The 23958-nt window shown below is 40.3% G+C and carries 21 protein-coding genes; 15 read left to right on the top strand and 6 right to left on the bottom strand.

What is annotated here, in order from left to right; genetic code table 11:
* A complete protein-coding gene (locus ACTB00_RS07845) occupies positions 1-3195 on the top strand; it encodes an efflux RND transporter permease subunit (protein WP_463299361.1) in 3195 nt (1064 codons plus the stop codon).
* Positions 3188-4534, top strand: coding sequence for a TolC family protein (locus tag ACTB00_RS07840; protein WP_463299360.1), 1347 nt, complete (start codon positions 3188-3190; stop codon positions 4532-4534). The genes ACTB00_RS07845 and ACTB00_RS07840 overlap by 8 nt, the downstream gene beginning before the upstream one ends.
* A 57-nt stretch (positions 4535-4591) precedes the next feature.
* Here ACTB00_RS07840 and yiaK read toward each other — a convergent pair whose 3' ends face one another.
* From yiaK to ACTB00_RS07825, 3 genes are all read right to left on the bottom strand, one after another.
* Positions 4592-5596 (bottom strand): 3-dehydro-L-gulonate 2-dehydrogenase, encoded by a 1005-nt coding sequence (yiaK, locus tag ACTB00_RS07835; RefSeq protein ID WP_463299359.1) that lies wholly within the window; start codon positions 5594-5596, stop codon positions 4592-4594.
* A gap of 11 nt (positions 5597-5607) precedes the next feature.
* Complete coding sequence (locus ACTB00_RS07830) at positions 5608-6294, bottom strand: aspartate/glutamate racemase family protein (protein WP_463299358.1); 687 nt, start codon at positions 6292-6294, stop codon at positions 5608-5610.
* Between the two features lie 231 nt (positions 6295-6525).
* Positions 6526-7320: a 3-keto-disaccharide hydrolase gene (locus ACTB00_RS07825; RefSeq protein ID WP_463299357.1), complete on the bottom strand. Its 795-nt coding sequence runs from the start codon at positions 7318-7320 to the stop codon at positions 6526-6528.
* 410 nt (positions 7321-7730) lie between these two features.
* Between ACTB00_RS07825 and ACTB00_RS07820 the strand changes: the two genes are divergently transcribed.
* The 7 genes from ACTB00_RS07820 to ACTB00_RS07790 all read left to right on the top strand — a co-directional run bounded on the left by ACTB00_RS07820 (position 7731) and on the right by ACTB00_RS07790 (position 14307).
* On the top strand, positions 7731-8777 hold the full coding sequence (locus tag ACTB00_RS07820) for an ATP-dependent 6-phosphofructokinase (RefSeq protein WP_463299356.1): 1047 nt from the start codon (positions 7731-7733) through the stop codon (positions 8775-8777).
* Between the two features lie 837 nt (positions 8778-9614).
* Complete coding sequence (locus ACTB00_RS07815) at positions 9615-9833, top strand: hypothetical protein (RefSeq protein ID WP_463299355.1); 219 nt, start codon at positions 9615-9617, stop codon at positions 9831-9833.
* A 264-nt stretch (positions 9834-10097) separates the two neighbouring features.
* Positions 10098-10286 carry a hypothetical protein gene (locus ACTB00_RS07810; RefSeq protein WP_463299354.1) on the top strand — a complete coding sequence of 63 codons (189 nt, stop codon included), beginning with the start codon at positions 10098-10100 and terminating at the stop codon, positions 10284-10286.
* 594 nt (positions 10287-10880) lie between these two features.
* Positions 10881-11075: a hypothetical protein gene (locus tag ACTB00_RS07805; RefSeq protein ID WP_463299353.1), complete on the top strand. Its 195-nt coding sequence runs from the start codon at positions 10881-10883 to the stop codon at positions 11073-11075.
* 704 nt (positions 11076-11779) lie between these two features.
* A complete protein-coding gene (locus ACTB00_RS07800; RefSeq protein ID WP_463299352.1) occupies positions 11780-13426 on the top strand; it encodes a peptidase domain-containing ABC transporter in 1647 nt (548 codons plus the stop codon).
* Positions 13427-13462: 36 nt separating this feature from the next.
* A complete protein-coding gene (locus ACTB00_RS07795) occupies positions 13463-14056 on the top strand; it encodes a hypothetical protein (protein WP_463299351.1) in 594 nt (197 codons plus the stop codon).
* 95 nt (positions 14057-14151) lie between these two features.
* Positions 14152-14307, top strand: coding sequence for a hypothetical protein (locus ACTB00_RS07790; RefSeq protein ID WP_463299350.1), 156 nt, complete (start codon positions 14152-14154; stop codon positions 14305-14307).
* A 62-nt stretch (positions 14308-14369) separates the two neighbouring features.
* On the opposite strand, the gene ACTB00_RS07785 is transcribed toward ACTB00_RS07790, so the two are convergent.
* Both ACTB00_RS07785 and ACTB00_RS07780 read right to left on the bottom strand, forming a co-directional pair.
* Complete coding sequence (locus tag ACTB00_RS07785) at positions 14370-15080, bottom strand: response regulator transcription factor (protein ID WP_463299349.1); 711 nt, start codon at positions 15078-15080, stop codon at positions 14370-14372.
* Between the two features lie 4 nt (positions 15081-15084).
* Positions 15085-16506, bottom strand: a complete 1422-nt coding sequence (locus ACTB00_RS07780) for a sensor histidine kinase (protein ID WP_463299348.1) — start codon at positions 16504-16506, stop codon at positions 15085-15087.
* Positions 16507-16664: 158 nt separating this feature from the next.
* On the opposite strand from ACTB00_RS07780, the gene ACTB00_RS07775 reads away from it, so the two are divergent.
* From ACTB00_RS07775 to ACTB00_RS07750, 6 genes are all read left to right on the top strand, one after another.
* Positions 16665-17756, top strand: a complete 1092-nt coding sequence (locus ACTB00_RS07775; protein WP_463299347.1) for a DUF1573 domain-containing protein — start codon at positions 16665-16667, stop codon at positions 17754-17756.
* 100 nt (positions 17757-17856) lie between these two features.
* On the top strand, positions 17857-18987 hold the full coding sequence (gene meaB, locus ACTB00_RS07770; RefSeq protein WP_463299346.1) for a methylmalonyl Co-A mutase-associated GTPase MeaB: 1131 nt from the start codon (positions 17857-17859) through the stop codon (positions 18985-18987).
* On the top strand, positions 18984-20081 hold the full coding sequence (locus ACTB00_RS07765; RefSeq protein WP_463299345.1) for a redoxin domain-containing protein: 1098 nt from the start codon (positions 18984-18986) through the stop codon (positions 20079-20081). Before meaB ends, ACTB00_RS07765 begins: the two co-directional genes overlap by 4 nt.
* A 158-nt stretch (positions 20082-20239) precedes the next feature.
* Positions 20240-21631 (top strand): dihydrolipoyl dehydrogenase, encoded by a 1392-nt coding sequence (lpdA, locus tag ACTB00_RS07760; protein ID WP_463299344.1) that lies wholly within the window; start codon positions 20240-20242, stop codon positions 21629-21631.
* A 397-nt stretch (positions 21632-22028) separates the two neighbouring features.
* Complete coding sequence (locus tag ACTB00_RS07755) at positions 22029-22400, top strand: hypothetical protein (protein WP_463299343.1); 372 nt, start codon at positions 22029-22031, stop codon at positions 22398-22400.
* 353 nt (positions 22401-22753) lie between these two features.
* The gene (locus ACTB00_RS07750; RefSeq protein WP_463299342.1) at positions 22754-23335 is read left to right on the top strand and encodes a YdeI/OmpD-associated family protein; all 582 of its coding nucleotides are present in this window, start codon (positions 22754-22756) and stop codon (positions 23333-23335) included.
* A 55-nt stretch (positions 23336-23390) separates the two neighbouring features.
* On the opposite strand, the gene ACTB00_RS07745 is transcribed toward ACTB00_RS07750, so the two are convergent.
* Entirely contained in the window at positions 23391-23954 is a 564-nt protein-coding gene (locus tag ACTB00_RS07745) for an L-threonylcarbamoyladenylate synthase (protein ID WP_463299341.1), read from the bottom strand.
* Positions 23955-23958: the final 4 nt, after the last annotated feature.

The raw sequence follows: 23958 nt of genomic DNA, 5'->3' as shown, positions 1-23958 counted from the left end.
ATGAGAAAGCTAGTTGAAATTTTTGTTCGATTTCCATTTTACGCAAACCTAATCATCGTATTTCTTCTTGTAGTCGGTGGGTTGAGCATGTATAACATGAAAAAGTCGTTTTTCCCGGAACGACCTTCACGAAATATCTATATTTCTGTTTTCTACCCCGGAGCCTCCCCTGTAGAGATGGAAGAGGGGGTTACTTCGCGTATTGAAGAAGCGGTGCGTGGCATTCCCGGTATTTATGAGATTACATCAACATCTTCAGAGAATTCAACTCGTGTTCAGATTGAGATTACAGGAGACATTGATATTGACGAGACCCTGATTGAGGTGAAAAACTCAGTGGATGGGATATCATCATTCCCAACTGCGGCAGAACGACCAATTGTATATAAACAGCGCACAACTTCGCGTGCCATGTTTTTAAGAATGACTGGCGATGTAGATTTGTTGACACTAAAAGATTACGCGCAGCAGGTTGAAGAAGAGTTACTGGCATCGGGGAAAGTTAGCCAGGTATCCATATATGGTTTTCCTCAGCTTGAAATTTCGGTTGAAGCATCGGAGGAAACGCTGCTCCGCTATGGGCTGACTTTTTCAGATTTACAAAATGCGATTTCCCAAAATAATAAAGATGTTTCCGGAGGTGAGATTCGTTCCATGCAGGAAGAACTCATCATCCGATTGCGCTCCAGAAGTGCTGACCCCAATAAAATTGGAGATATCGTTCTTCGTGCCGATACGGATGGCAGTTTATTGCGAATTAGAGATGTTGCTACCGTAAAAAAGAAATTTGCAGAGACACCAACAAAGAGCTTAATTAAAGGGAAACCCGTCATTACCCTAAGTGTCTCCAAGTTGATTGTTGAAGACTTGGAAGAAATTGATCAATATGTTCGCGGTTATATTGAAGAATTTAATACCAAACATCAAGGAGTTGAAATTGATATTACATTTTCATTTCTGGAGTTGTTATATAGCCGTTTAGACCTGTTGTATACAAATGGATTTCAAGGGTTGGTGATGGTGGTTCTGGTGTTGGGATTAATGTTGAGTACTCGCCTTTCCTTATGGGTTGCCTGGGGGATCCCTTCTTCATTTCTGGCCATGTTCATTGTTGCAAATTTAATGGGAGTAACAATCAATATGATCTCCTTATTTGGGATGATTTTGGTTATTGGAATATTGGTAGATGACGGAATAGTTATTGGCGAGAATATTTTTCAGCACTTTGAAATGGGGAAGACTCCAATGCAAGCTGCTATTGACGGAACTGTAGAGGTTGTACCAGCTGTTGTTACTTCTGTTTCAACAACAATGATTGCCTTTGCACCGCTGTTTTTTATATCTGGTCGGATGGAGATGATGTATGAAATGGCATTTATCGTATGTGCCAGCCTGTTCTTCTCATTTTTTGAAGCATTTTTTGTTCTACCGGCTCACCTTAGCAGTCCCTCGGTGTTAAACGAACGCGCGATGAGTTCGAAAGCGAAGGGTTTGCGAAAATACACCGAACGGTTTTTCTCCTGGCTGCGCGATTATGCCTATGACCGGGTTTTGAAATTAATCGTACAATGGCGTTATGTCGTTATCGGCATTCCGGTTGCGATGTTTTTAATAACGTTTGGACTAATTGGAGGACAGATTATCAAGACGACCTTCTTCCCAAGAATGGAATTTGACTCGTTTAACATCAATATTGCATTTACTCCTGGTCAAGGTGAAGCACAAACAATGGCCTATCTGGAACATTTTGAAGATGTTGTTTGGGAAGTAAATGAAGAAATGAAAGAAGATTATAATGACTCTGTTGACATCATCAATAATGCATTCTTGAGTTTAGGGACCGCCTTCGATGGGCAAGAAACGGGAGCACATGCAGGAAATATTAATGTCTTTCCACGAAATTCAGAGGAAACCGGAATCAGTAGTTATGAAATTATAGACCGGGTAAAGAAAAAAATAGGACCGGTAAATGAAGCAGAAAAGTTTACAATTGGCGCAAGAGGTCGTTTTGGAGCTCCCGTATCCATAAGTTTATTGTCGCGAAATATTGAAGAGATAAGGGCTGCGAGGGATTTTCTAATCACAAAGTTGGAGGAGATGCCCCAGTTAAAAGATGTTGTTGATAATAATTCACTTGGAAAGCAGGAAGTCCGATTGAAGTTGAAGCCCTTGGCTTATATGCTTGGTTTCAATGAATCCTCCATAGCAAGCCAGGTGCGGCAAGGGTTTTATGGCGGTCAGGCTCAACGAATACAGGATGGGCGTGATGAATTGCGAATTTGGGTACGATATCCAAAAGAGGACCGTGAAACGATAGGACAAATGGAGCGAATGAAAATCAAAACCGCAAAGGGAGAATATCCTCTGACAGAATTGGTCGATTATCATTTGGAGCGTGGCCCGGTTAATATTCAACGTTTTAATGGGAAGCGAGAGATTCGTGTTGAAGCTGAACTTGTTGATCCGGATGCTTCGGTTACTGAGATTTTGGAGCAAGTTGGAGAAACTGTCGTGCCGGAATTGAAGGTGATGTATCCGGGGATTCAGGTCGAATATCAAGGGCAACAAAAAGAGAGCCAGCGGAATATGAATGATATGATGCTGTATTTCCCGCTCGCATTTTTGATAATTGTTTTTATTCTGATGATCAATTTTAAATCTTTCGAACAGCCTCTACTAATCCTGATTATGATTCCAATGGCAGTTCTCGGTGCGATATGGGGACATGGAATACACGGAAAACCTGTTTCAATTCTGAGTGCCTGGGGAATTGTTGCTCTTACCGGGGTAATTGTAAACGATGCAGTTGTATTTCTGGAAAAATACAATTTGCAAATAACACGAGGCACGAAAGTTCGGGACGCTATTGTTGAGGCCGGGAAAAACCGCTTGCGACCAATTATTCTGACCACCTTAACCACTTCATTTGGCTTATTTCCAATTGTGTTGGAGAAAAGCTTTCAGGCACAATTTTTAATCCCAATGGCTATTTCTTTGGTCTATGGAGTCGCTTTCGGAACCTTGTTTATCTTACTTTTCTTCCCGGCATTGATCATGATTTTGAATGATATCCGCAGAGTTGTTCGTCAGTTGTGGTACGGCCGTAAATTTGAACCCGAGGAGGTTGAAATTGCCTACATACATAGTTTGAGAAAACTTGAAAAAATTGAGAAAAAGGACAGTCAAGATGAGTAAAAAATACCAACCCTTTTCAATTATGGATAAATTGGTGAAGATGACAATATTTGGAATATTGTTGCCAGCGTTTTTATTTGCATTTGCAACTACGAATGCCCAAACCAGCTTAAGCTTGAACGAGGCGATTGCAGCGGCTCTTGAGAATAACTATGACATCACCTTAACGAAGAATGATTTAAAAGTCGCCGAGTTGAACAACAGCTGGGGGAATGCCGGACGGTATCCGTATGTCGGGGTTTCGGCAGGAGCTAATTTTTCGAACAACCTCAACGAGAATGACGATTTCCAACAAAGTCGTTATTCAGGTGGACTAACGGTCAATTGGACTTTGTTTGATGGTTTTTCGGTAAACATCAGCAAACAGCGATTTGCCGAACTGGAAAACCTCTCGAAGCAAAATACAGCGATCATGGTTGAAGGTACCATTCAGGCAGTGGTGCTGGCCTACTACGCTGTTTTGTTAGAGAAAGAGCAACTGGAAGTTTTAAAGGATGTCATGCTGCTTTCCGAAGATCGTTTTAAACGAATTGAGCAACGAAGAGAGTTTGGTTCGGCTGTAACCTTTGAGGTTTTACAGGCGAAAAATGCCTATTTAGATGATAAAACAAATTATTTATCACAGCAGGTAGGCTATAAAAATGCCCTGCGTGACCTGGCTTTTCTGATGGCTGACAACACCAACAATACCTTTCAGTTGGATGATAAATTTGAAGCCATTCCGGTTGAGTACAATTTAACCGATTTGCATGACCAGATGATTGCTAATAACAAGAGCTTGAAGAACCAGTACATCAACCAGAATCTTTTAGAAAATGCGGTGATGGCCGCAAAAAGTTCATACTACCCGAATTTGTCATTTTCGGGCGGAGTTACCCACACACGAACCGGAATAGATTTGAAAAGCACAAACAGCGGTTACTCGTGGAATGAAGTTGATAATATGTACGGTAATTTTACACTGAGCTATAATCTGTTTAGCGGTGGCAACCGGAAACGGGCCTTGCAAATTGCTAAAATTCAACAAGAAAGTGGTGATGTGGAACTTGACCAGATGCAACATGAGCTGTTCAATCGGATGGATAATTTGTATGAATTCTATCTGGTTCGAAAGGAATTGCTGGATGTCGCCGACGAAAATATGGAAGCCGCTAAACTGAATTTGCAAATTGCGCAGGAAAAATTCGACAATGGGGCGATCAATTCGTTCAATTTTAGAGATGTGCAGCTGATATACCTGAATGCCTCATTGCGAAAGCTTCAGGCGATTTATAACTTTATTGATACGCACACCTCGCTATTGCGATTAACAGGAAGTATTATTCAGCAATACGAATAGTTGATTAAAGACATTTAATTGGGTCGTGCTCGGGATAATTGTTCCAGGTACTTTTTATTAAAACCCAAGAATTTCATTCCAAATCTGTTCACTTACCGGAATACCATTTTTAAGGTTTTTCATTCGTGTTTTATAGGTATGCTGTCCCGGATATCTGATTGAACCATCCGGATCGGTTTTTTCAGCTTCCAGAAAGTCGTCCAATATCGCTTGCACCGTTTTTTCAATTGCCGGGAAATTGGGCAGTTGTTTCAAATCGATGGCAACAAAAACTTGAGAAATTCCATATTCATCCTGACTTTGTCGTGTTATTTGGGAGGTGGAAAGGCCTGCCGAAAGGATCGTGGCGAGCAAGTCAAGCATTAACGAAAGTCCTGCTCCTTTCCAGTAACCAATTGGTAAAGGGCGGCGAGTTTCTAAAATCTCGCCTGGCAAGGTACTTAACTCATCTTTTTTGTTGAATCCACCAGGCAAAGGCAATTGCTCATTCTTCCTTTGCAAGTCTTCCATTTTCCCATAGGAATATTGAGACATGGCCATATCTAAAACAATAGCTTCATCTTGATACGGAATAGCAAAAACCAGCGGATTATTTCCTAGCTTACATTCTTTGGCTCCCCAAGCCGGAAGGTTGGCAATGGTGTTGGTCCAACCAATAAACGCAAACCTTTTTTTTGCGCAGTGCCAGCCATAAGTTCCACCCCGCATCCAGTGGTTGGTATTGCCCAAAGCCAAAAGCCCGATACCATTTTCCAAAGCCAATTGCATCACTCGTTCCGATGCTAATAGTGCATTGGTAGGACCCGGGGCTAATTTGCCATCCCATTGTTCGATGCCACCCATGCTGGCAACTTTTTCAGCTTTGGCATGTGGATTTATATAGCCTTTCTGCACATATTCAATAAAACGTGGAAACCGATTTACTCCGTGCGAATAAATGCCATCCAAGCTATTTTCAGCAAAAATGCGTGCACAAGTCTGCGCCTTGTCTTCCGGGAAATCCATTTTGGTTAAGATCCGGATGAATTGCTGTTTCATGTCCTCAAAGCGAATAGCTACCATTTTCGTAGTCGTTAATAAGCAAACTCGACAGCTGCTTTTGCATGAATTTCAGTTGTGTTGAAAAGAGGAATCGTACAATCTTGTTGATTGATGAGTAGTGGAATTTCGGTGCATCCTAGAATAATTCCTTCAGCCCCCACAACCCTTAGTTTTTCAATAATTGTTAAAAAGCGCCGTTTGCTTTCAGGTAAAAATTGGTTGACCAGTAGTTCGTTGGTAATGCAGTGGTGAATAAAGCTTCGGTCATCTTCTTCAGGAACTAAAACGTCGATCGATTTTTCATTCAGCTTTTCTTTGTAGAAGTCCATTTCCATGGTGTATTTTGTGCCTAGCAGACCGACTCTTTGAAGTCCGGTATTAGAAACTACAGATGCTGTTTCTTCACCAATGTGGATTAATGGAATTTTTAGAGCTTGCTGAATGTCATCAGCGTATTGATGTGAAGTATTGGCTCCAAGTAGCAAGCAATCAGCACCGGCTGCTTCCAACTTCAAGGCCGTGTGTTTTAAGGTAAGCATAACTGATAGTTGATCATTTTTCTGGTTCATCGCATCAATCTCACCATAATTGACAGAATAAATCATCATACGAGCGGCATGCAGTCCTCCTTTTTTCTGATTCATTAGCTGGTTAATCAATCGATAGTATTCCATGGTTGAAACCCAGCCGGTTCCTCCTACAAGACCAATGGTTTTCATGAGTTTTTAATTTAAAATTTTCAATGGTGTTTATCTCACTTTATCTACTGTTTTAAAGGTATTCAATAGAATTTGCCTACAATCAATTCCCCCGAGCAAGAACCCTTTACGAGCATGTACGACGTAATTTCAAATGGAACTTTTCAGTCATTGAAAACCTGATATGAAAGTATGAAAAACAAAAAAGGGTTGCAACAGCAACCCTTAAATTAAAATTGAGATCAATTTTAATTATAATTTTTTGAGCTTAATGTTTTTAAACCAAACATCATTTCCATGATCTTGCAAAGCGATGTATCCTTCTTTGGCAACATCTGCCCAGTCCGAATTCAAACCAGGGAATTTGCTGTCAGCAACCAATGCGTTCCAATCATCAGTCCACAGGTGATACTCAACAACAACTTCGCCGTTTTGCTTATGCACAACCGTTCCCTGGTAGCAAATAATTTCAACACTGTTCCATTCTCCAACGGGTTTGGTATTTTGTGGATCTGCAGGAATTAAATCATACAACGACCCTGCCTTGCGGTTTCCATCTTTTCCAAGTATCGCGTCAGGATGGCGCTCGTTATCCAAAATCTGCATTTCAGGTGCTGTTTTGTATATTGGCCAATCTTCAACTTCTTCTCCGAGGTAAAAAATACCGGAGTTTCCGCCTTCTGAAATTTTCCATTCTAATTTCAACTGAAAATCTTTAAATTTCTCATCGTACAGAATATCACCACCATCCTCTGCACCGGCCTCGCCTTCGCCAGACCCCTTACACATTAAAGTTCCATCAACAATTTGCCATCCACTTGGGAAATGATCTTTGTTGTAACCTCTCCAGCCTTGGCTGGTTTTTCCATCAAATAGCAATACCCAACCGGCTTGTTTTTCTGCGTCGGTTAAGGTGTTGTCGGGAACTGTTTCTTCAACTTGAGCCGACTTTTCCTCGTTGGCTTCATCTTTTTTCTTTGTGCCCGAATTACAGGCTGTAGCTATTGCAAAAATAGCTGTGAGTAGTAGCAAAAACTCTCTTCTCATGGTTATTAATCTTTTAGGTTATTGATATAAATTCTAATGAATTTATTTTATTCGATGCGAAATTAATAAAAAACACAGAACAAACAGTAGACAAATTGAAATGGCTTTGTATAGCAATCTTTAAAAATTTCATCCAATTAAAATTAAAAGTTTTTAAAGGTATTGGATGTAACTCCCTCATTTTAATTATGCTTGTTTGTAAAGCATTCTTGCACGGTCGTTTCATACTGATTTAAGATTTCGCTTTTCCCCTGAATTCGAGTTAAGTTGATCTACTCAAATCCCTTTCCCCAAGGTGTAAAGGGGCATGAATTTTCAGCTTTTCATCAAAAAGCGGATTTCTTTTAGTAATTTCGATAGTTGGTTTTAACTAGTCACATTGGAGTGACATTTATAAAATTTGTGATAATATGGGTACTCATAAGTCAAAGCGAATAGGAATTTTAACAGCCGGAGGAGATTGTCCCGGTTTAAATGCAGCGATTAGAGGTGTTGGAAAAACCGCTATCGTCGATTACGGGATGGAGGTGATTGGATTTAGAGCAGGTTATGCCGGCTTAATTGAAAAAGACTATGTCGAGTTGAGTGAATCACATCTTTCAGGGATTCTTACACTGGGAGGTACGATATTAGGTACGTCGCGTGTAAAACCTTTTAAGTTTGTGAATGAAGGTGATGACGAAAAACCAGAGTTGATTAAGCAAAATTACCACGACTTAAATTTAGATGCCTTGGTTTGTATCGGAGGCAATGGCACGATGAAAACAGCAGACAGACTTGCCGCAGAAGGGATTAATGTAATTGGGATTCCAAAAACCATTGATAATGATGTTTGGGGAACCGATGTAACTTTTGGTTTCGACTCGGCCTTGCAAATTGCAACAGAAGCTATTGATAGACTCCACACCACGGCAAACTCGCACCAGCGGGTCATGATTATTGAGGTAATGGGCCACCATGCAGGTTGGATTGCACTTTACGCCGGGTTGGCCGGAGGGGGCGATATTGTTTTGATTCCTGAAGTGGATTATAATATTCGGTCGGTTTGTAAAAAAATTGAGGAGCGTTACGAGGGTAATAAACCTTACTCGATTGTCGTGGTTGCTGAAGGGATCAATCATCCGAAGAAAATTTCAGCAGCAGCACACATTGGAGAGGCCATTTCTTCTTATACCGGGATTGAAACCCGTGAAACCGTCTTGGGATATGTCCAGCGTGGAGGAAGTCCGACTCCGATGGATCGGATATTAGCTACCCGTTACGGAGCTTTTGCAGCGCAATGCATTGCTGAAGGAAATTTTGGTACGATGGTAGCTATAAGGAATAATTATCTGGAAACAGTTCCGCTGGCCGACGTTGGTGGCAAGTTGAGCTTAGTTGAGCCAGACAATCCATTGATTTTGAAAGCGCGAAAAATGGGAGTTTCGTTTGGAGACGAATACGAGGAATTAGGATAGTTCTGAAAGATAATTATCAGTAAAAATCTCTGCCGTTTGGTGGGGATTTTTTTGTTGGAAAAATCAAAGATAATGCAAAAACGTGAAGATTATGCTTAAGAGCATATTTTCACTAGGTAACCTTTTATCCTGAATGGGAATAAAGAAGTGATTTTAATCTTCCGCCACCCCGATCGATTAAAATTTTTTGTGTGCGTTTAAGAGTTTCGTTGAGAAAAAGAGGTGCTGATTGCAGAGCAAACTCCTGCCTGGGCTAATGAATAATTTGCCGTGGTCAGCTTGATGAATAGCAATTTTTTATAACAACTAAAAACTCTTAAAATAACACAAAAATTCAATTACAGGGCCCTGCCCATGTTAATCGCCGCTCTTACCGTGGCCGACAATTTCAACTCAGAGAAAGAAGTATTTATCGAAGAAATCCCCATTGATCAGGAATAAAAGGAAGCCGGAAACAGGACACGGCTTCCCTTTAACGGTTCTTGAGACATTGAAATGAATACACCAATCCTCGATAAAAGTACACGACACATCGATAGGCGTGCATGAAGCATAAAAGCCAATGCACGATACATCGATAAGAATAAATGATATATCGAAATAGATGCATGACAAATTGATAAGAGTACATGACACATTGAAATAAATGCATGAGAGATAAATGACAGTGCATGATAGATTGAAATAGATACTGGAAAGATTAATGATGGTACATGACAGTTGGAAAAGCCGACATGAAAACCTGATCGGTTAAAATAGAATTTAGACAAGCAAACAAAGTAGATAGAGAAACCCAAAGAACAGACGAAACCATATAAACTTGAAACAACAACAGCTATGAAATCATTAATTACTTTTTTACATCTCGGCAATCATCGTTCCTGCCGTGCTTATGCTATTTCTTGTGGTCTGGGAGTACCACACGGCCTTTGTTTTATGCCTTTTATGCTATGCCCTGATTTACCGGCCAATTCTAGACAGCACGCGGTTAATCAAAAAAGGCTTGATACAGAAGAACGAAATTTGGAAAGTATTCATTGGTTGGGCACATCTTAAATGGTTTAAAGAACTTTATCTGGAGAAATAAAAATGAAACAGACCTTTGACTTTAGCACAAACCGCTTCGTGAAGTAGGCCGCACCGGGTTACATCGCCCTGCCGAGTATCGAAAACCTGCCGGGTATGGCCCGCCGGTACGGCCAAAAAAGTTGGAACCTTGCCATCTTTCAACGGGCCGGCCTGTATGTAGCAGTACGATACTACTTCAAGGCTAACGGGTAAATCGTGAATTTAGTTTTTAATTCTTTAAAACGAATGATCATGAAAGAATTGGATTTTGAACAAATGGAAGAAGTAAACGGCGGATTTAGTTGGAGTTGGTCTGCCTGTTTAAGCGGAGCAGTAAGCGGCGGGCTGATGCCTGTGATTGCTACAGCATGGAACCCATGGCTGGCAGTCGGTGTCATGGGAGCAGGATGCGCTGCCGGCGTAATAGATTATAATTCATAATTGCTTAAAACTTAACCTATGAAACTGTCAGGGATTGTTTTTATCACTGTAGGCTGTTTGCTCATGCTTAGTTTCTTTTTTAGGGTTACCCCCATAACTAATTGGTACATAAAGCACGTCCCTTTACTTCGGAAGAATTTTCCACAAGGACGCCTGTTGTTCATAATTATTGGCTGTCTTTGCATCGTTGTCGGGGCTATAATTATCCTTTATGATATCAATATAAAACTGCCATGGTATGAATGAAAATCGCTGATAATCAATTCAGTCAGATAGGTTAATTATCCGCTTCTTAGTTTTGGGTCGTTGATAATTTTCAAGGTGGAAATAAGAAGAAATTGTGACAACTTGAAATGCCCGATGAATTGAAAATTACAAAAAATGAGCATCAATAAATTCGTGAAGTAGGCCGCACCGGGTTACATCGCCCTGCCGAGTATCGAAAACCTGCCGGGTATGGCCCGCCGGTGCGGCCAAAAAAGTTGGAACCTTGCCATCTTTCAACGGGCCGGCCTGTATGTGGTAACACGATACTACTTCAAGGCTAACGGGTAAATCGTGAATTTAGTTTTTAATTTTTTAAATCAAATGATCATGAAAGAATTGAATTTTGAACAAATGGAAGAAGTAAACGGCGGTGGATGTAGCACTTCAGCAAATCGATTTATCTCATCTGTAGGGCTTGTTGCAGGTGTTGCATCAATGTTCGGCCCCGTAGGTTTAATGATCGCAGGGCCAACGGCACTGGGGATGGGGATCCTTAGTGCCTATTGCGCATTTTCGTACTAAAACGAGATGAATTGGCTATGCCTTTTCTAAAACCAGGTAAATTAATTGATAAAGAAAACTAATGATGAAGGTAAAACTTATGAGAATTGGGATGCTCCCTTTGAGACGATTGAAAATTTCCATAAACGATAATTCCTTAACATTAAAAGGGAATGAGAGCAAAGAGCTTGATTTGCCCAAAGGAGATTATACAGTTACCATGAAGATGGATTGGTGGAAATCATCTCATCAAATAAGTGTATATCCTAATGAAACCACTATTGAGATCAGTCATTATTTGCCAGATATATTTTATATCGTAGGTGTTTTAGTGACAATCATTTTAGCAGTTATATCCTTTGCGCTAACTATTAGTGTATTATACTTGTCGATATGGGTGTTTGTATTCATTCTCATACAGGTATATTACTTTTTAGTAAAGAGGAATCAGTATTTTTCAATTAATACAGAATGAGGATAAATGATTTATGTTGTAATCTACTTTCGAAGCTTTAGCACAAACCGTTTCGTGAATTAGGCCGCACCGGGTTACATCGCCCTGCCGAGTCTGGAAAACCTGCCGGGTATGGCCCGCCGGTGCAGCCAAAAAAGTTGGAACCTTCCCATCTTTCAACGAGCCGGCCTTTATGTGGTAACGTAGTCAATATATTTGGTTTAGGGAGTTAATAAAAGAAGATATTCCGGTTTTGGCAGTCGCGGCTTTTATGGGTATCATATTGGCAGTACTTGGGTTGGCTATGGCTATTTACACACAAAAGTTAATTGACCAAATTTTACCATCAGGTGATCAAAACCTCTTATTTAAAAGCTTGGGTGTTTTTGTTTTGATTTTACTTGCCAAAGCTTTCGTTGGTTATATCAGGGGCATTTTTTTAATCAGGCAAAGTAAAGACATGAACATCCGGATTGTCTCTTCATTTTTCGGAAAACTCCTGCTTCTTCCCAAAAGTTTTTTCGACAGCACGTCAACTGGCGATATGATTGGCCGGCTGAATGATTCTCAACGTATCCAACGCGTAGTTATCAATTTGAGCAGTAACATCCTGATTGACGTTCTAATCATCATTTCATCATTGGTCTATATCTTCATGTTGTCAACTTCGACAGGTTTTATAAGTTTATTGGCAATTCCTGTTTTTGCATTACTCGCATTTAAATATAGTCGAAAAGTGGTTGATCATCAGCGTGAAGTGATGCAAGCCTATGCCATCACGGAAAGCAAATATATTGACACGATCCAGGGAATAAAAGTGATTAAATCAGGAAATAAAGAATCACTTTTATCCAAAGCCATTCAGGCCATTTATAATTTCTTTCAGGAAAAAGTTTACGAATTGGGTATTTTGGGTAATAAAATCAACTTTTGGGCACAGTTTGGGAGTGTATTTATTATTTCCGGTGTGATTGCATGGACATCGTTTCTTGTTTTGCAGGAAACATTGTTGCTTGGGCAAATGATGGCTATCGTCACCATTGTTGGTACCTTGGTAACGTCAGTTATTAAAACAGCAATGGCCAATATCCAATTCCAGGAAGCTAAAGTTGCCTTTGAACGCATGTATGAATATTCTGCTACTAAACCAGAGTATATTTGGACGGGATCAAACCAGGAAATTAATTCGCCAATAGACAAACTGGAAATTAAAAGCATGGATTTTAGGTTTCCAGGCAAAAGCCTGTTGCTTAGGGATATCAATATCGAAATTAGGAAAGGACAAATTATTACCATTTTTGGTGAAATAGGTTGTGGTAAAAGTACCTTAATCTCGGTACTTCAACGTTTCTATCCCATTGAGTCGGGTCAAATCCTTGCAGATAATCACAGTTGGTCGGAAATATCAATTCCTGCTTGGCGGAGCCTGCTTGGGGTTGTCTCGCAACAGGTTAAACTTTTTAACGGAACCATATTGGAAAATATATCCCTGGAGGAAAATCCTAATGTTGAAGAAGTGGTTGGGTTTTGCAAGGAAATTGGGCTGGAGCCTTTTATTAGCGAATTTCAACAAGGATATGCAACCATTGTCAATGAGAACAGTACCAATCTTTCGGGTGGACAGCAGCAGTTGGTTGCATTGGCCCGGGCGCTGTACCGGAAGCCTCAAATACTTCTTTTGGACGAAGTTACAGCTGCGATGGATCGACGGACAGAGCAATTTGTTTTAGCCCTTTTAAAGAAACTGAAAAGCAAGATGATGATTATTTTGGTTACCCACCGAATTCAATTAGCGAGACAGACTGATCAAATTTATGTCATTGAAAATAAACGAATCTCCGCATCAGGAACACATTTGGATTTAATGATAGGCAACAACTTATACCGCGAAGCTTTTGAAGAAATGGCCATGATTTAATATCCTATATTTTGAACAAGAATAATATCCGGACCTATGTTTCTTAAATCATTGCGACTAAAACATTCCATCAAAAAATTAGTAAAAGGAAATCCTAACCAGCTTTCGAAGAGTGAATACGCATACCTTGCCAAGGTTATTTTAAAAAGGAGAAAATGTCAAATGCTTGTTTTTGGTGTTGGTAAAGACAGCCATCTATGGATGAATGTAAATCGTAAAGGAGAAACTATATTCCTTGAAGACTCCATCTCATGGTTTGCTCAAATTAGGACAGAAAATCCTAAAATTAAAGGATATTTAATAAAATACAACTCTCGACTGGGTGAATGGGAAGAGTTACTTAATAAGCCGTCAAATAGACTAATGCTTACTCTGCCAGACCAGGTGGGGAAAAGAGAATGGGATGTTGTTTTGGTTGATGCCCCGGCAGGTTACAATAAATCAACGCCGGGCCGGATGCAGAGTATTTATACCACATCAGTTTTATCTGAAAAAAGTGAGAACATCGATATATTCGTTCATGACTGTGACCGGGAAGTTGAAAAAGTTTACTGTGACCGTTTCTTTTCTAATATGCAATTGGTCATGGCATTCGACCGCCTTAGGTATTACGAAAAAGCGCTTTCTTAAAGTACTTTCGGACCCTCGGAAAAGATAGTTTTTCGTAGTTGTCAGAATCCGGCCTGTCGCAAACGGGTAAATCGTGAATCTTCAAACAAGAAAATATGAAAACCCTAATTATTATTGTTTTGATCGTAATAATGGCTATTCTGTCATTATCACTTTTCGATGTAATCACAAATAAGATCATTTTAGGAGCATCGTATATCGGATTAGCTGCATTGATCATTCATTTACACCTAAAAAAGAGTAAGCAATAGAAATGGCCTTTCGAGTTCTTTGCCGTTGGCGAAATGCAGATGGTTTAATTCCCTTTTAACCTTTACCTTTTCTCAACCGATGCATTAAACCGGAATCCAATACCGTGCAAGTTGATAATTTTAATATCCGGATCACTTTTCAGGTATTTTCGCAAACGGGAAATAAAAACATCCAGACTCCGTCCTAGATAGTAATCATCCGATCCCCATACATTTTTAAGAATGTCCGATCGGCTCAATACGGTATTCGAATTTTCGCAGAAGTAACGCAATAATTCAGCTTCTTTGTAAGTCAGTGTCCTTTTTTCATCTCCATGTTGAAGGGTCAGGTTGTCAAACAGAAAATCAAAATGGCCAACTTTACAGCTGCTTAGTTCTTCTTTTTCAACTTCTTCGGTATGGCTTCGTTTAAGAAATACTTTGATGCGTAAAAGCAATTCTTCCATGCTGAATGGCTTGGTGATGTAGTCGTCGCCACCAAGTGTAAAACCGTTAATCTTATCTTCGGTCATTGACTTTGCTGTCAGAAATATAACCGGAATCGAAACGTCTTTTTCGCGTACTTTTTTGGCGAGCGAAAAGCCATCTAATTTTGGAAGCATAACATCAAACAAGCAGAGGTCGAACTGGTTTTTTTGAAAAACGTCCCAGGCTTCTTCCCCGTTTTCAGTGGCCTTTACATCGTAGCCGGCTTCTTCCAGATTATCACGAATAATGAAATTTAATGTTTTATCATCTTCAACCAGCAGAATCTTTTTTCCTGTAAGTTCCATGTCGCTATTTCTTCGGAATTATTATCGTAAATATACTTCCTTTTGGCGAATTATCAGCGACTTCTATTTCCCAATCATGCCGTGCAATTATTTTTCGCACGTAATCCAACCCCAACCCGAAGCCTTTAACATTGTGAATATCACCTGTTGGAATTCGGAAAAAACGACCAAATATCTTTTTTCGAAACTCTTTGGGAATGCCGATTCCATTGTCTGCAAATTTTAAGTAAATCTGTTTTTTGCTCTGAGATAAACTGACCCAAATGCTTGGAGCTTCATCACAATATTTGATGGCATTGTCTAAAATATTAAAAATCACATTTGAAAAGTGAAGTTGGTCTGCTTTTACTTTCCAGTCAGAAACTGAACTTTCGAAGTTGATCGCGTACTTGTTCCCATTTTGACTGGTTTTAAAGTCTTCGATGCTTTTTTGGACAAAGGAATTGAGGTCAATGATCTGAAGGTCAAGTTGAAGCACTTGCTTTTCGATGCTGGCCATTTGAAGTACTTTATCGACTTGCGCCGAAAGTCGTTGGGTTTGCTCACTAATAATATTGGTGTACTCCTTTAATCGCAAGGGATGGTTAATAATTTTCGGATCCGAAATAACCTTTGATGAAAGATCGATGGATGCAATGGGCGTTCTAAACTCGTGAGTCAGGTTATTGATAAAGTTTTTCTGAATCTCACTCAACCGTCGCTGTTTAAAGATGACAAATAACGTATACCCGAAAAAAAGAATAACGATAAGCATAAACCCGCTAACAACATACCAGGCATGTATTTGATTACTATAGTATTTTGATCGGTTGGGAAACGAAACACCAAAGTAGTAGGTGTACTTTTCGCAGGTGGGTAAACCACATTCTTTTTTAGCCGATTTCGTATTGTAGTGCTGTTCAAAAAGGACATCTTCAGCGCCGCATCCATCAACCGATCGGTTTACAAGCAATTTCTCCTGAAGAGAGTCATTCTCTTCATTCAAATACTTGCCATATACCATTTTCTCATTCTCACAATCGTAAATGGCATATTCAAAATCAACTTCCAGGTTGTGGTTTTTAAATTCGTCCAATAAAAAGTGTTCCAATAAGTCGGGATGAATATCTTCATTGACGTTCACAACATAATAGTTGTTTGAAATCTGGTCGACCGCATTCGTAAGATTGGGCTTTTTTTCCTTCCCGGTTAACTTTTGATTATAAATTGCAAGTTTGTGGGCAACACCATTTAAAGCTTGTGTTGTTGATTCATGAAACTTTTTCTCATTAAGATCCACTGTATTCTTTAAAAAGAAGAATTGAATCAAAATGATTCCCAGTACAGAGAATGTAGCCAGTATAATAATGTATCTTATTGTATTCCTTCCCATTAATTTTCCCTCTTGCTCGATTGACGAGTACGAAACTACTGATTCTTTTGACATGCCATCATTTCATTAACAACTCATTAACAAAAGTTAGTGATGTATTAACACCTTTGGGAGTGAAGCTTTTATAGCTTTGCTATCGGTTTTTTAGATAATTCACGATTGAATATTATCTTTGACAGAGAATTAAAATACCTTATACAAAAACAGTAGTTATGAAAAATTTTTTCATCGTTTTGATCTTAATGTCTTTTGCTGTTAGCAATACGGTTATTGGGCAAACGACTCAAGCCAAAATCGATTTTGAAACCTTAGAACATGATTTTGGAACGTTTAAAGAAGAAGATGGATCGCAGACTTACAGTTTTGAGTTTACGAACAATGGCGCGTCGCCACTTATTTTAAACAATGTTCGCGCGTCTTGCGGATGTACTACCCCGCAGTGGACAAAAGACCCGGTTGCTCCGGGAAGAGATGGCCTAATAAAAGTTAGCTATAACCCCCGTAACCGGCCAGGGCCTTTTAACAAAACAGTTACTGTTAGTTCAAATGCCGAAAATCCAACCGTAATTCTTCGTATTAAAGGAAATGTTGAGAAGCGTGAGCAAACATTGGCAGAGAAATATCCTCGTGAAATTGGCCCATTGCGTGCGAAGACCAATCAAATATCGTTCGTTAAAATTTTAGAAAACGAAACAAAAACAGATGAATTGGTTGTTGTAAACGACTCCGACAAACCGGTGAAAATTGAATTTAAAACTCCTCCGGGACACTTGACCGTGAAAGCTGAACCCGAAACTATTCAGCCAAAACAAGAGGGTAAAATTATTGTGACTTACGATGCTGGCAAGCTGAATACCTATGGTTTCATGATGCACCGTATTTACTTAATTATAAATGGAGATACGAACTACCGTAATTCAATTGGTATTTCGGCAACCATTGAGGAAGATTTTTCAAGCCTTACAGATGAAGAGCTTGCGAATGCACCGGTTGTAAACTTTGAAGAGAAGACATTTGATTTTGGCGAAATTAATCAGGGAGATGAAGTTGAGCACACATTTACAATCAAAAATAGTGGACAGCGTGATTTAATTATCCGTCGGGTAAAAACATCATGCGGATGTACTGCAGTAACTCCTGAAAAGAAAATTATTTCGAAAAATGAAAGTGTACCGTTGAAAGTGAAGTTTAATTCACGCGGGAAGCGTGGTCGTCAAAATAAGTCCATTACAGTGATTACCAATGACCCGAAAAATCCGACAACAATTTTGCGGGTCTCATCAAATGTGAAAACCGCCGGATAACAACAAAATAATAAGAACTTGTAAGCCGTTTCATTAATTTTGGAGCGGCTTATTTTTTTGTTATTAGCCGAAACTTTAACTTCGTACAAATTTTTTCTTAATGAGTGCAGATAAAGATCACGACCATATTGAAAACAATGAGCGATATAAAAGCTTGAATGTGAATAAAGGGATTGACCGACCAGAGATATTTAATGAAAATTCGATTCAGCGTTTCCTGAAAAATAAACGCAGGAAATTACTTACTCCCGATGAGTATGTTGAGGGGATTCTGGCAGGAAATAGAACAACGCTTAGCCAGGCTGTCACTCTGGTGGAGAGCGCCAAAAAGGAACATCAGGAAATAGCGCAGGAAATTATCACCAAATGTTTACCGCATAGCGGAAACTCACTTCGAATTGGAATTACGGGAGTTCCCGGAGTGGGTAAGAGTACGTTCATCGAGTCGATGGGTAAATACATTACCAAGCGGGGAGGAAAACTAGCGGTGCTGGCAATCGACCCCAGCAGCGAGCGTTCGAAAGGAAGTATTTTGGGGGATAAAACCCGCATGGAAGAGTTATCGTCCGATCCAAACGCATACATCCGTCCTTCGCCATCAGCAGGTTCGCTGGGCGGGGTGGCACGCAAAACCCGCGAAATAATTGTGCTATGCGAAGCAGCCGGGTTCGACACGATTTTTATAGAAACCGTAGGTGTTGGACAAAGCGAAACAATGGTGCATTCAATGGTCGATTTCTTTTTGTTGCTGATGCTTGCCGGAGCCGGAGACGAACTGCAGGGCATTAAGCGGGGAATCATGGAAATGGCCGACGTTATTACCATTAACAAAGCGGATGGGAACAATATTGATAAAGCTGAAATGGCCAGAGTACAATATAAGAATGCGCTACATTTATTTCCGCCAACTGATTCAGGATGGAAACCTGAAGTGCTCACCTGTTCTGCCATTCGACATGTTGGCATTGACAAAGTTTGGATGACGATATTAAAATATGTCGAATTAGTTAAAAAAAATAGTTATTTTCAGCACAAAAGAAACGAGCAATCCAAGTTTTGGATGTACGAAACGATCAACGACCGTTTGAAATCAGATTTTTACCAAAATGACATTCTCAAAGGTATGACTGCCGAATTTGAGAAAAAAGTGCTGGGGGAAGAAATGAGTTCTTTTGTGGCTGCTCGCGAATTATTAGAAAATTATTATCAATCAAAAAAAAATAACAAATGAGAAATTTAGGCTTGTTAGTTCTTGTGTTGCTTTTTATCGCTTCGTGCCAAAGCAATTCTAAAAAATACGAAGTGAGCGGCACTGTTGCCGGTCAGGATTCAGGTGCCGTGTACCTCGTGAAAGCAGAAAAAGGGCAGGCTGTTACAGTCGATACCACTCAACTGGTCAATGGAGCATTTAGTTTCGAGGGATCGGTCGAAATTCCGGAACTTCACTATTTAAGAATGAACGAACGGGACTACTTTGCTCAGTTCTTTCTTGAAAACACAGATATAAAAGTAGAAGCATACAAAGATAGTTTGCAAAGTACAAAGGTTACCGGCTCTCCTGCAACAGATACTTTTAATGAGTTTTTGGATGAGGTGAAGGTTATGAGCGACAAAATGAAAGAATACCAGCAAGAGTATTCTGCTGCCGCTGCCACCGGAAATCAGGATGAAATGGATCGGATTAAAATAGATGCAGACGCTTCGAATGAAAATATGCAGGTTTTTGCTAAGAATTTTGTCAAAGAGCATAGTAATTCAATTGTTGCTCCATTTATAACCTTAACACAATTGTCGCAACAATTAGACTTTCAGGAATTGAAAGAGTTGGTTGACCTGTTTCCGGCCCAATTGGATTCATCGGTTTACACACTACAATTAAAAGAATTTATTGAAGAAAAAGGCCGCACGGCTATTGGCACAGAGGCTCCTGGTTTTACAATGAACGACACGGAAGGTAATCCGGTGAGCCTGTCGTCTTTCAAAGGGAAATATTTGTTGATCGATTTTTGGGCTTCATGGTGTGGCCCTTGCCGGAAGGAAAACCCCAATGTGGTTAATGCCTACAATAAGTTCAACGACAAGAATTTTGAAATTCTCGGTGTTTCGTTAGATCGCGATAAAGATGCGTGGCTAAAAGCAATCGACGAAGACAATTTAACCTGGACACATGTTTCAGATCTTAAATATTGGCAAAATGAAGTCGCCCAGTTGTATGGGGTAAATTCTATTCCTCATTCAATATTACTTGATCCGGATGGAAAAATTATTGCGAAGAACCTGCGAGGTCAGGAGTTGCATGATAAATTAGGCGAACTTTTAAATTAGATATTCAACCGGCTTTTATAGCCGGTTTTTTTTGCTTCGTTCTGAACCTGTTTTTTGGCAAACATGTTTGTTAGCCGGAATCAATATTTTAAAAAACTTTTTAGCACGTTTAGCTGTTTTTTTAAGCGAATAAATCAAATTCAGTTAATTCAAGAATTATGAGTTACGATGTACTAGTAATAGGAAGTGGCCCCGGAGGCTACGTGGCCGCCATAAGAGCCTCTCAGTTAGGTTTAAAAGTTGGTGTAGTTGAAAAGGAAAATATTGGAGGAGTCTGCCTGAATTGGGGTTGTATTCCAACAAAATCATTATTAAAAAGTGCTGAAGCGTTAAGCTACGCGAAGCATGCAGCCGATTATGGCGTAAGCATTGGCGGCGAGATAAAAGCCGATTTCAGTGCGATGGTGAAACGAAGCCGTGACGTTGCCGACAGCAATAGCAAAGGAATTCAGTTTCTGTTCAAAAAGAATAAAGTAGAGGTTCTTAATGGATATGGCCGACTGAAAGGCAAAGGCAAAGTTGAGGTTGAAGACGAAAAAGGAAAGAAAACAGAAGTTTCGGCCAAGCATATTATTTTAGCAACAGGCGCTCGTTCGCGCGAATTGCCAAGCTTAAAACAAGATGGTAAAAAAATTATAGGTTATCGCGAAGCAATGACCTTGGACAAGCAGCCTAAGTCGATGGTTGTGGTTGGTTCCGGAGCGATTGGTAGCGAGTTTGCCAATTTCTACCATAACATTGGTACCGAAGTTACTTTGGTTGAATTTATGCCAACCCTGGTTCCGAATGAAGACGAAGAAGTAGCCAAAACATTGGAACGTACCTTCAAAAAGGACAAAATGAAGGTGATGACTAGTTCATCGGTTGAATCGGTAGACACTAAAGGAAAGCTTTGCAAAGTAGTCGTAAAGACGAAAAAAGGCGAAGAAACCATTGAAGCTGAGATTGTACTTTCAGCCGTAGGAATTGCTCCAAATACTGAAAACATCGGCCTCGAAGAACTTGGTGTTGACATGGAGAAAGGCAAGGTTAAAGTAGACGATTATTATAAAACGAATGTTGATGGCGTTTATGCCATTGGCGATATTGTGCACGGACCAGCCCTGGCCCACGTTGCATCGGCTGAAGGTATTTGCTGTGTGGAGAAAATTGCCGGCGAAAGTCCTGAACCGATCGATTATGGAAATATTCCCGGATGTACATACACCAGCCCCGAAGTATCGTCGGTTGGAATGACTGAGAAGAAAGCGAAAGAAGCCGGTTACGATATTAAAGTGGGTAAGTTCCCGTTTACAGCAAGTGGTAAAGCAAAAGCAGCCGGTAAAACCGACGGTTTTGTGAAGCTGATTTTTGATTCGAAATACGGCGAACTGCTAGGCGCCCATCTGATTGGTGGTAATGTAACCGAAATGATTGCAGAATTGGTTGTAGCCAAAAAACTGGAAATTACGGGACACGAACTGATTAAGTCAATTCACCCACACCCAACCATGAGCGAAGCCATTATGGAAGCTGCTGCTGCGGCCTACGACGAAGTTATACACATTTAACGCAAAATAGCTTTTTAGGGTTAAACATTGGAGCCGTTCCGAATTCATTTTCGGAGCGGCTTTTTCTGTGCCTGTATTTGAGAATTCGAGCGAATCAATTGAACCCTCGGCCGGGCGTTTTGACGGCCTTTGCGCTTTTCGCCTTGCGGTGAAGTGGAGGAATTGCTACTGAATACTGTAACTGTACACTGCGACTTTCCTTTCCTTGTTTTCTAGTTCAAAACCATCGTAGGCCGGGCTTTTCGCCTAACGGCGAAGTTGAGGATTTGGCTGTCCCATTTGAATGCTCGTCTTCCTGAACTCGTTTCAGGATCTGCTGGCGAGTAGCTCAATGCTTGTTGAATTCCCTTTCATGATTCTCCTCCCAGGTTTTACCAGTCAGCAAAATGATGAAACGATGCAACATTTCGATGAGCCGATGAAGTTTGGAAACGAAAACTTTCACCTTTTTTATTCAATCGAGTGGTTCGGGACACCAAGCTTGCATCTTTTTCATGGAAGTGTTCCTCAATTTGCTGCAAGCTTGAAGCAAATTGCTGCAAGCCTGAATGTTTTCCGCGGAAGTTTTCAACAAAAAGATTCAAAGCTGAACTCAAAAGATGCTCCGTTGAATCAAAATCAGGCAGCGTTGCATCTCCGGGGTGCTCGCTTGAATGTTTTTCATGCTCCGGTGCATCTCCAGGGTGCAAGCGAGCATGTTCGAAGTGGGGGGCCCCACTTCCGAAGTACCCTGATGCACCTCCGAGGTACCCCTTTACATGTTAAATAGACTTTATTGAACCTCTCAATTCATACGGCTCTTGTTATACAGTCAACTTTTATCAGACTAACTGGTAGCCCACCACCCTGCTCTCCGGGATATTTTAAAAACAGCTAGTGGCTGGCTTGGGCATCATTGGTACAAATCCAGAATAGACGGGGTATTTTGGCCAATACCAATAATTTTTATCGACTCATGACATCAGGTTGTCATTGGTCAGGTATATATTTGTGCTAATTAATCATTGTAAAATGTTTCCACTCCAGAGGGTCATATTTATTTATACATAACTGAACCCATAAAGACGGTTGATAACGACTGAGCGGTCTGAAAAATTTAAGGTCAGTATTATTTGAGTAGCAATGCCGAAAAATGAAATAGAAACATATTATCCTAAAAGCCAAGCCGATTGGCGAAAGTGGTTAAAGCAAAATCATCAGTCAAAACAGGCTGTTTGGCTTGTTTATTATAAGTCATCAACAAAAGTGGCCTCTATTAGTTGGAGTGAAGCAGTTGATGAAGCACTTTGCTTTGGGTGGATCGATAGTACTAAAAAGACCATTGACAAAGAAAGGTACATGCAGTATTTCAGCAGAAGAAAATCGACTAGTACCTGGTCAAAAATAAATAAAGACAAAGTTGCCAAACTCATCCAAAACAACCGAATGACGGAAGCAGGTTTTGACAGCATAGCAACTGCTAAAGAAAATGGAACCTGGACGCTAATGGATGATATCGAAAAATTGATTATTCCGGAGGATTTAAGGATCGCATTGAATCAAAATGAACGTTCAATGGAATTTTTTCAGAGCCAGTCAAAATCAATTAAAAAATCAATGTTGCATTGGGTTGTCATTGCTAAAAGAATGGAAACAAGAAAGAAGAGAATTGCAGAAATAGCACGATTGGCTGCCCAAGGAATAAGACCAAATCAGTTTAGATAAAAAACGGCTTACAAGAAATAGAGCTTTAAGCAGCGTGTAGTCCCAAGCTTTGGTCTTATTTTCTCAAAATTTCAATTTCACCACTGGTTCCCAACTTAATAATGCTGGATGGTTCTTTCGGGCTAATGTCGTCCTGTCGGTATTCCACCACGTAATCAACTGCGTCTTTAATTTCAGGAATAATTTCATCAAAAAAGGTAGGAGAGGGTTCACCGCTGATGTTGGCTGATGTCGACACGATGGGCTTCTTAAAGCGTTGAATCAGCTGTCGGGTAAACTCTTCGGAGGTAATACGAATACCAATACTGCCGTCCTGTGCCATGAGGTTTTTAGCCAGATTTTTGGCTCCCGGGTAAATGATGGTCATGGGCTTTTCGGTGACTTCAATCAAGTCTAAGGCGATCTCCGGTACTTCTTCCACATAACGACTCAGAAAATTCATGTTTTCCATCAGCACCAGCATGCTTTTGGAGTCTTCGCGTTCCTTCAGTTGATAAATTTTTTGCACCGCTTCTTCGTTGGTGGCATCGCAGCCAATTCCCCAGATGGTGTCGGTTGGGTAGAGAATAATTCCGCCGGAGTGAAGCACTTCAAGCGCGTTTTTGATGTCGTTGTGCATGATG

It is taken from the genome of Sunxiuqinia sp. (assembly GCF_055140945.1).
Note: the sequence above shows the minus strand (reverse complement) of the source record. Positions and strands in the feature narration are given on the sequence as shown.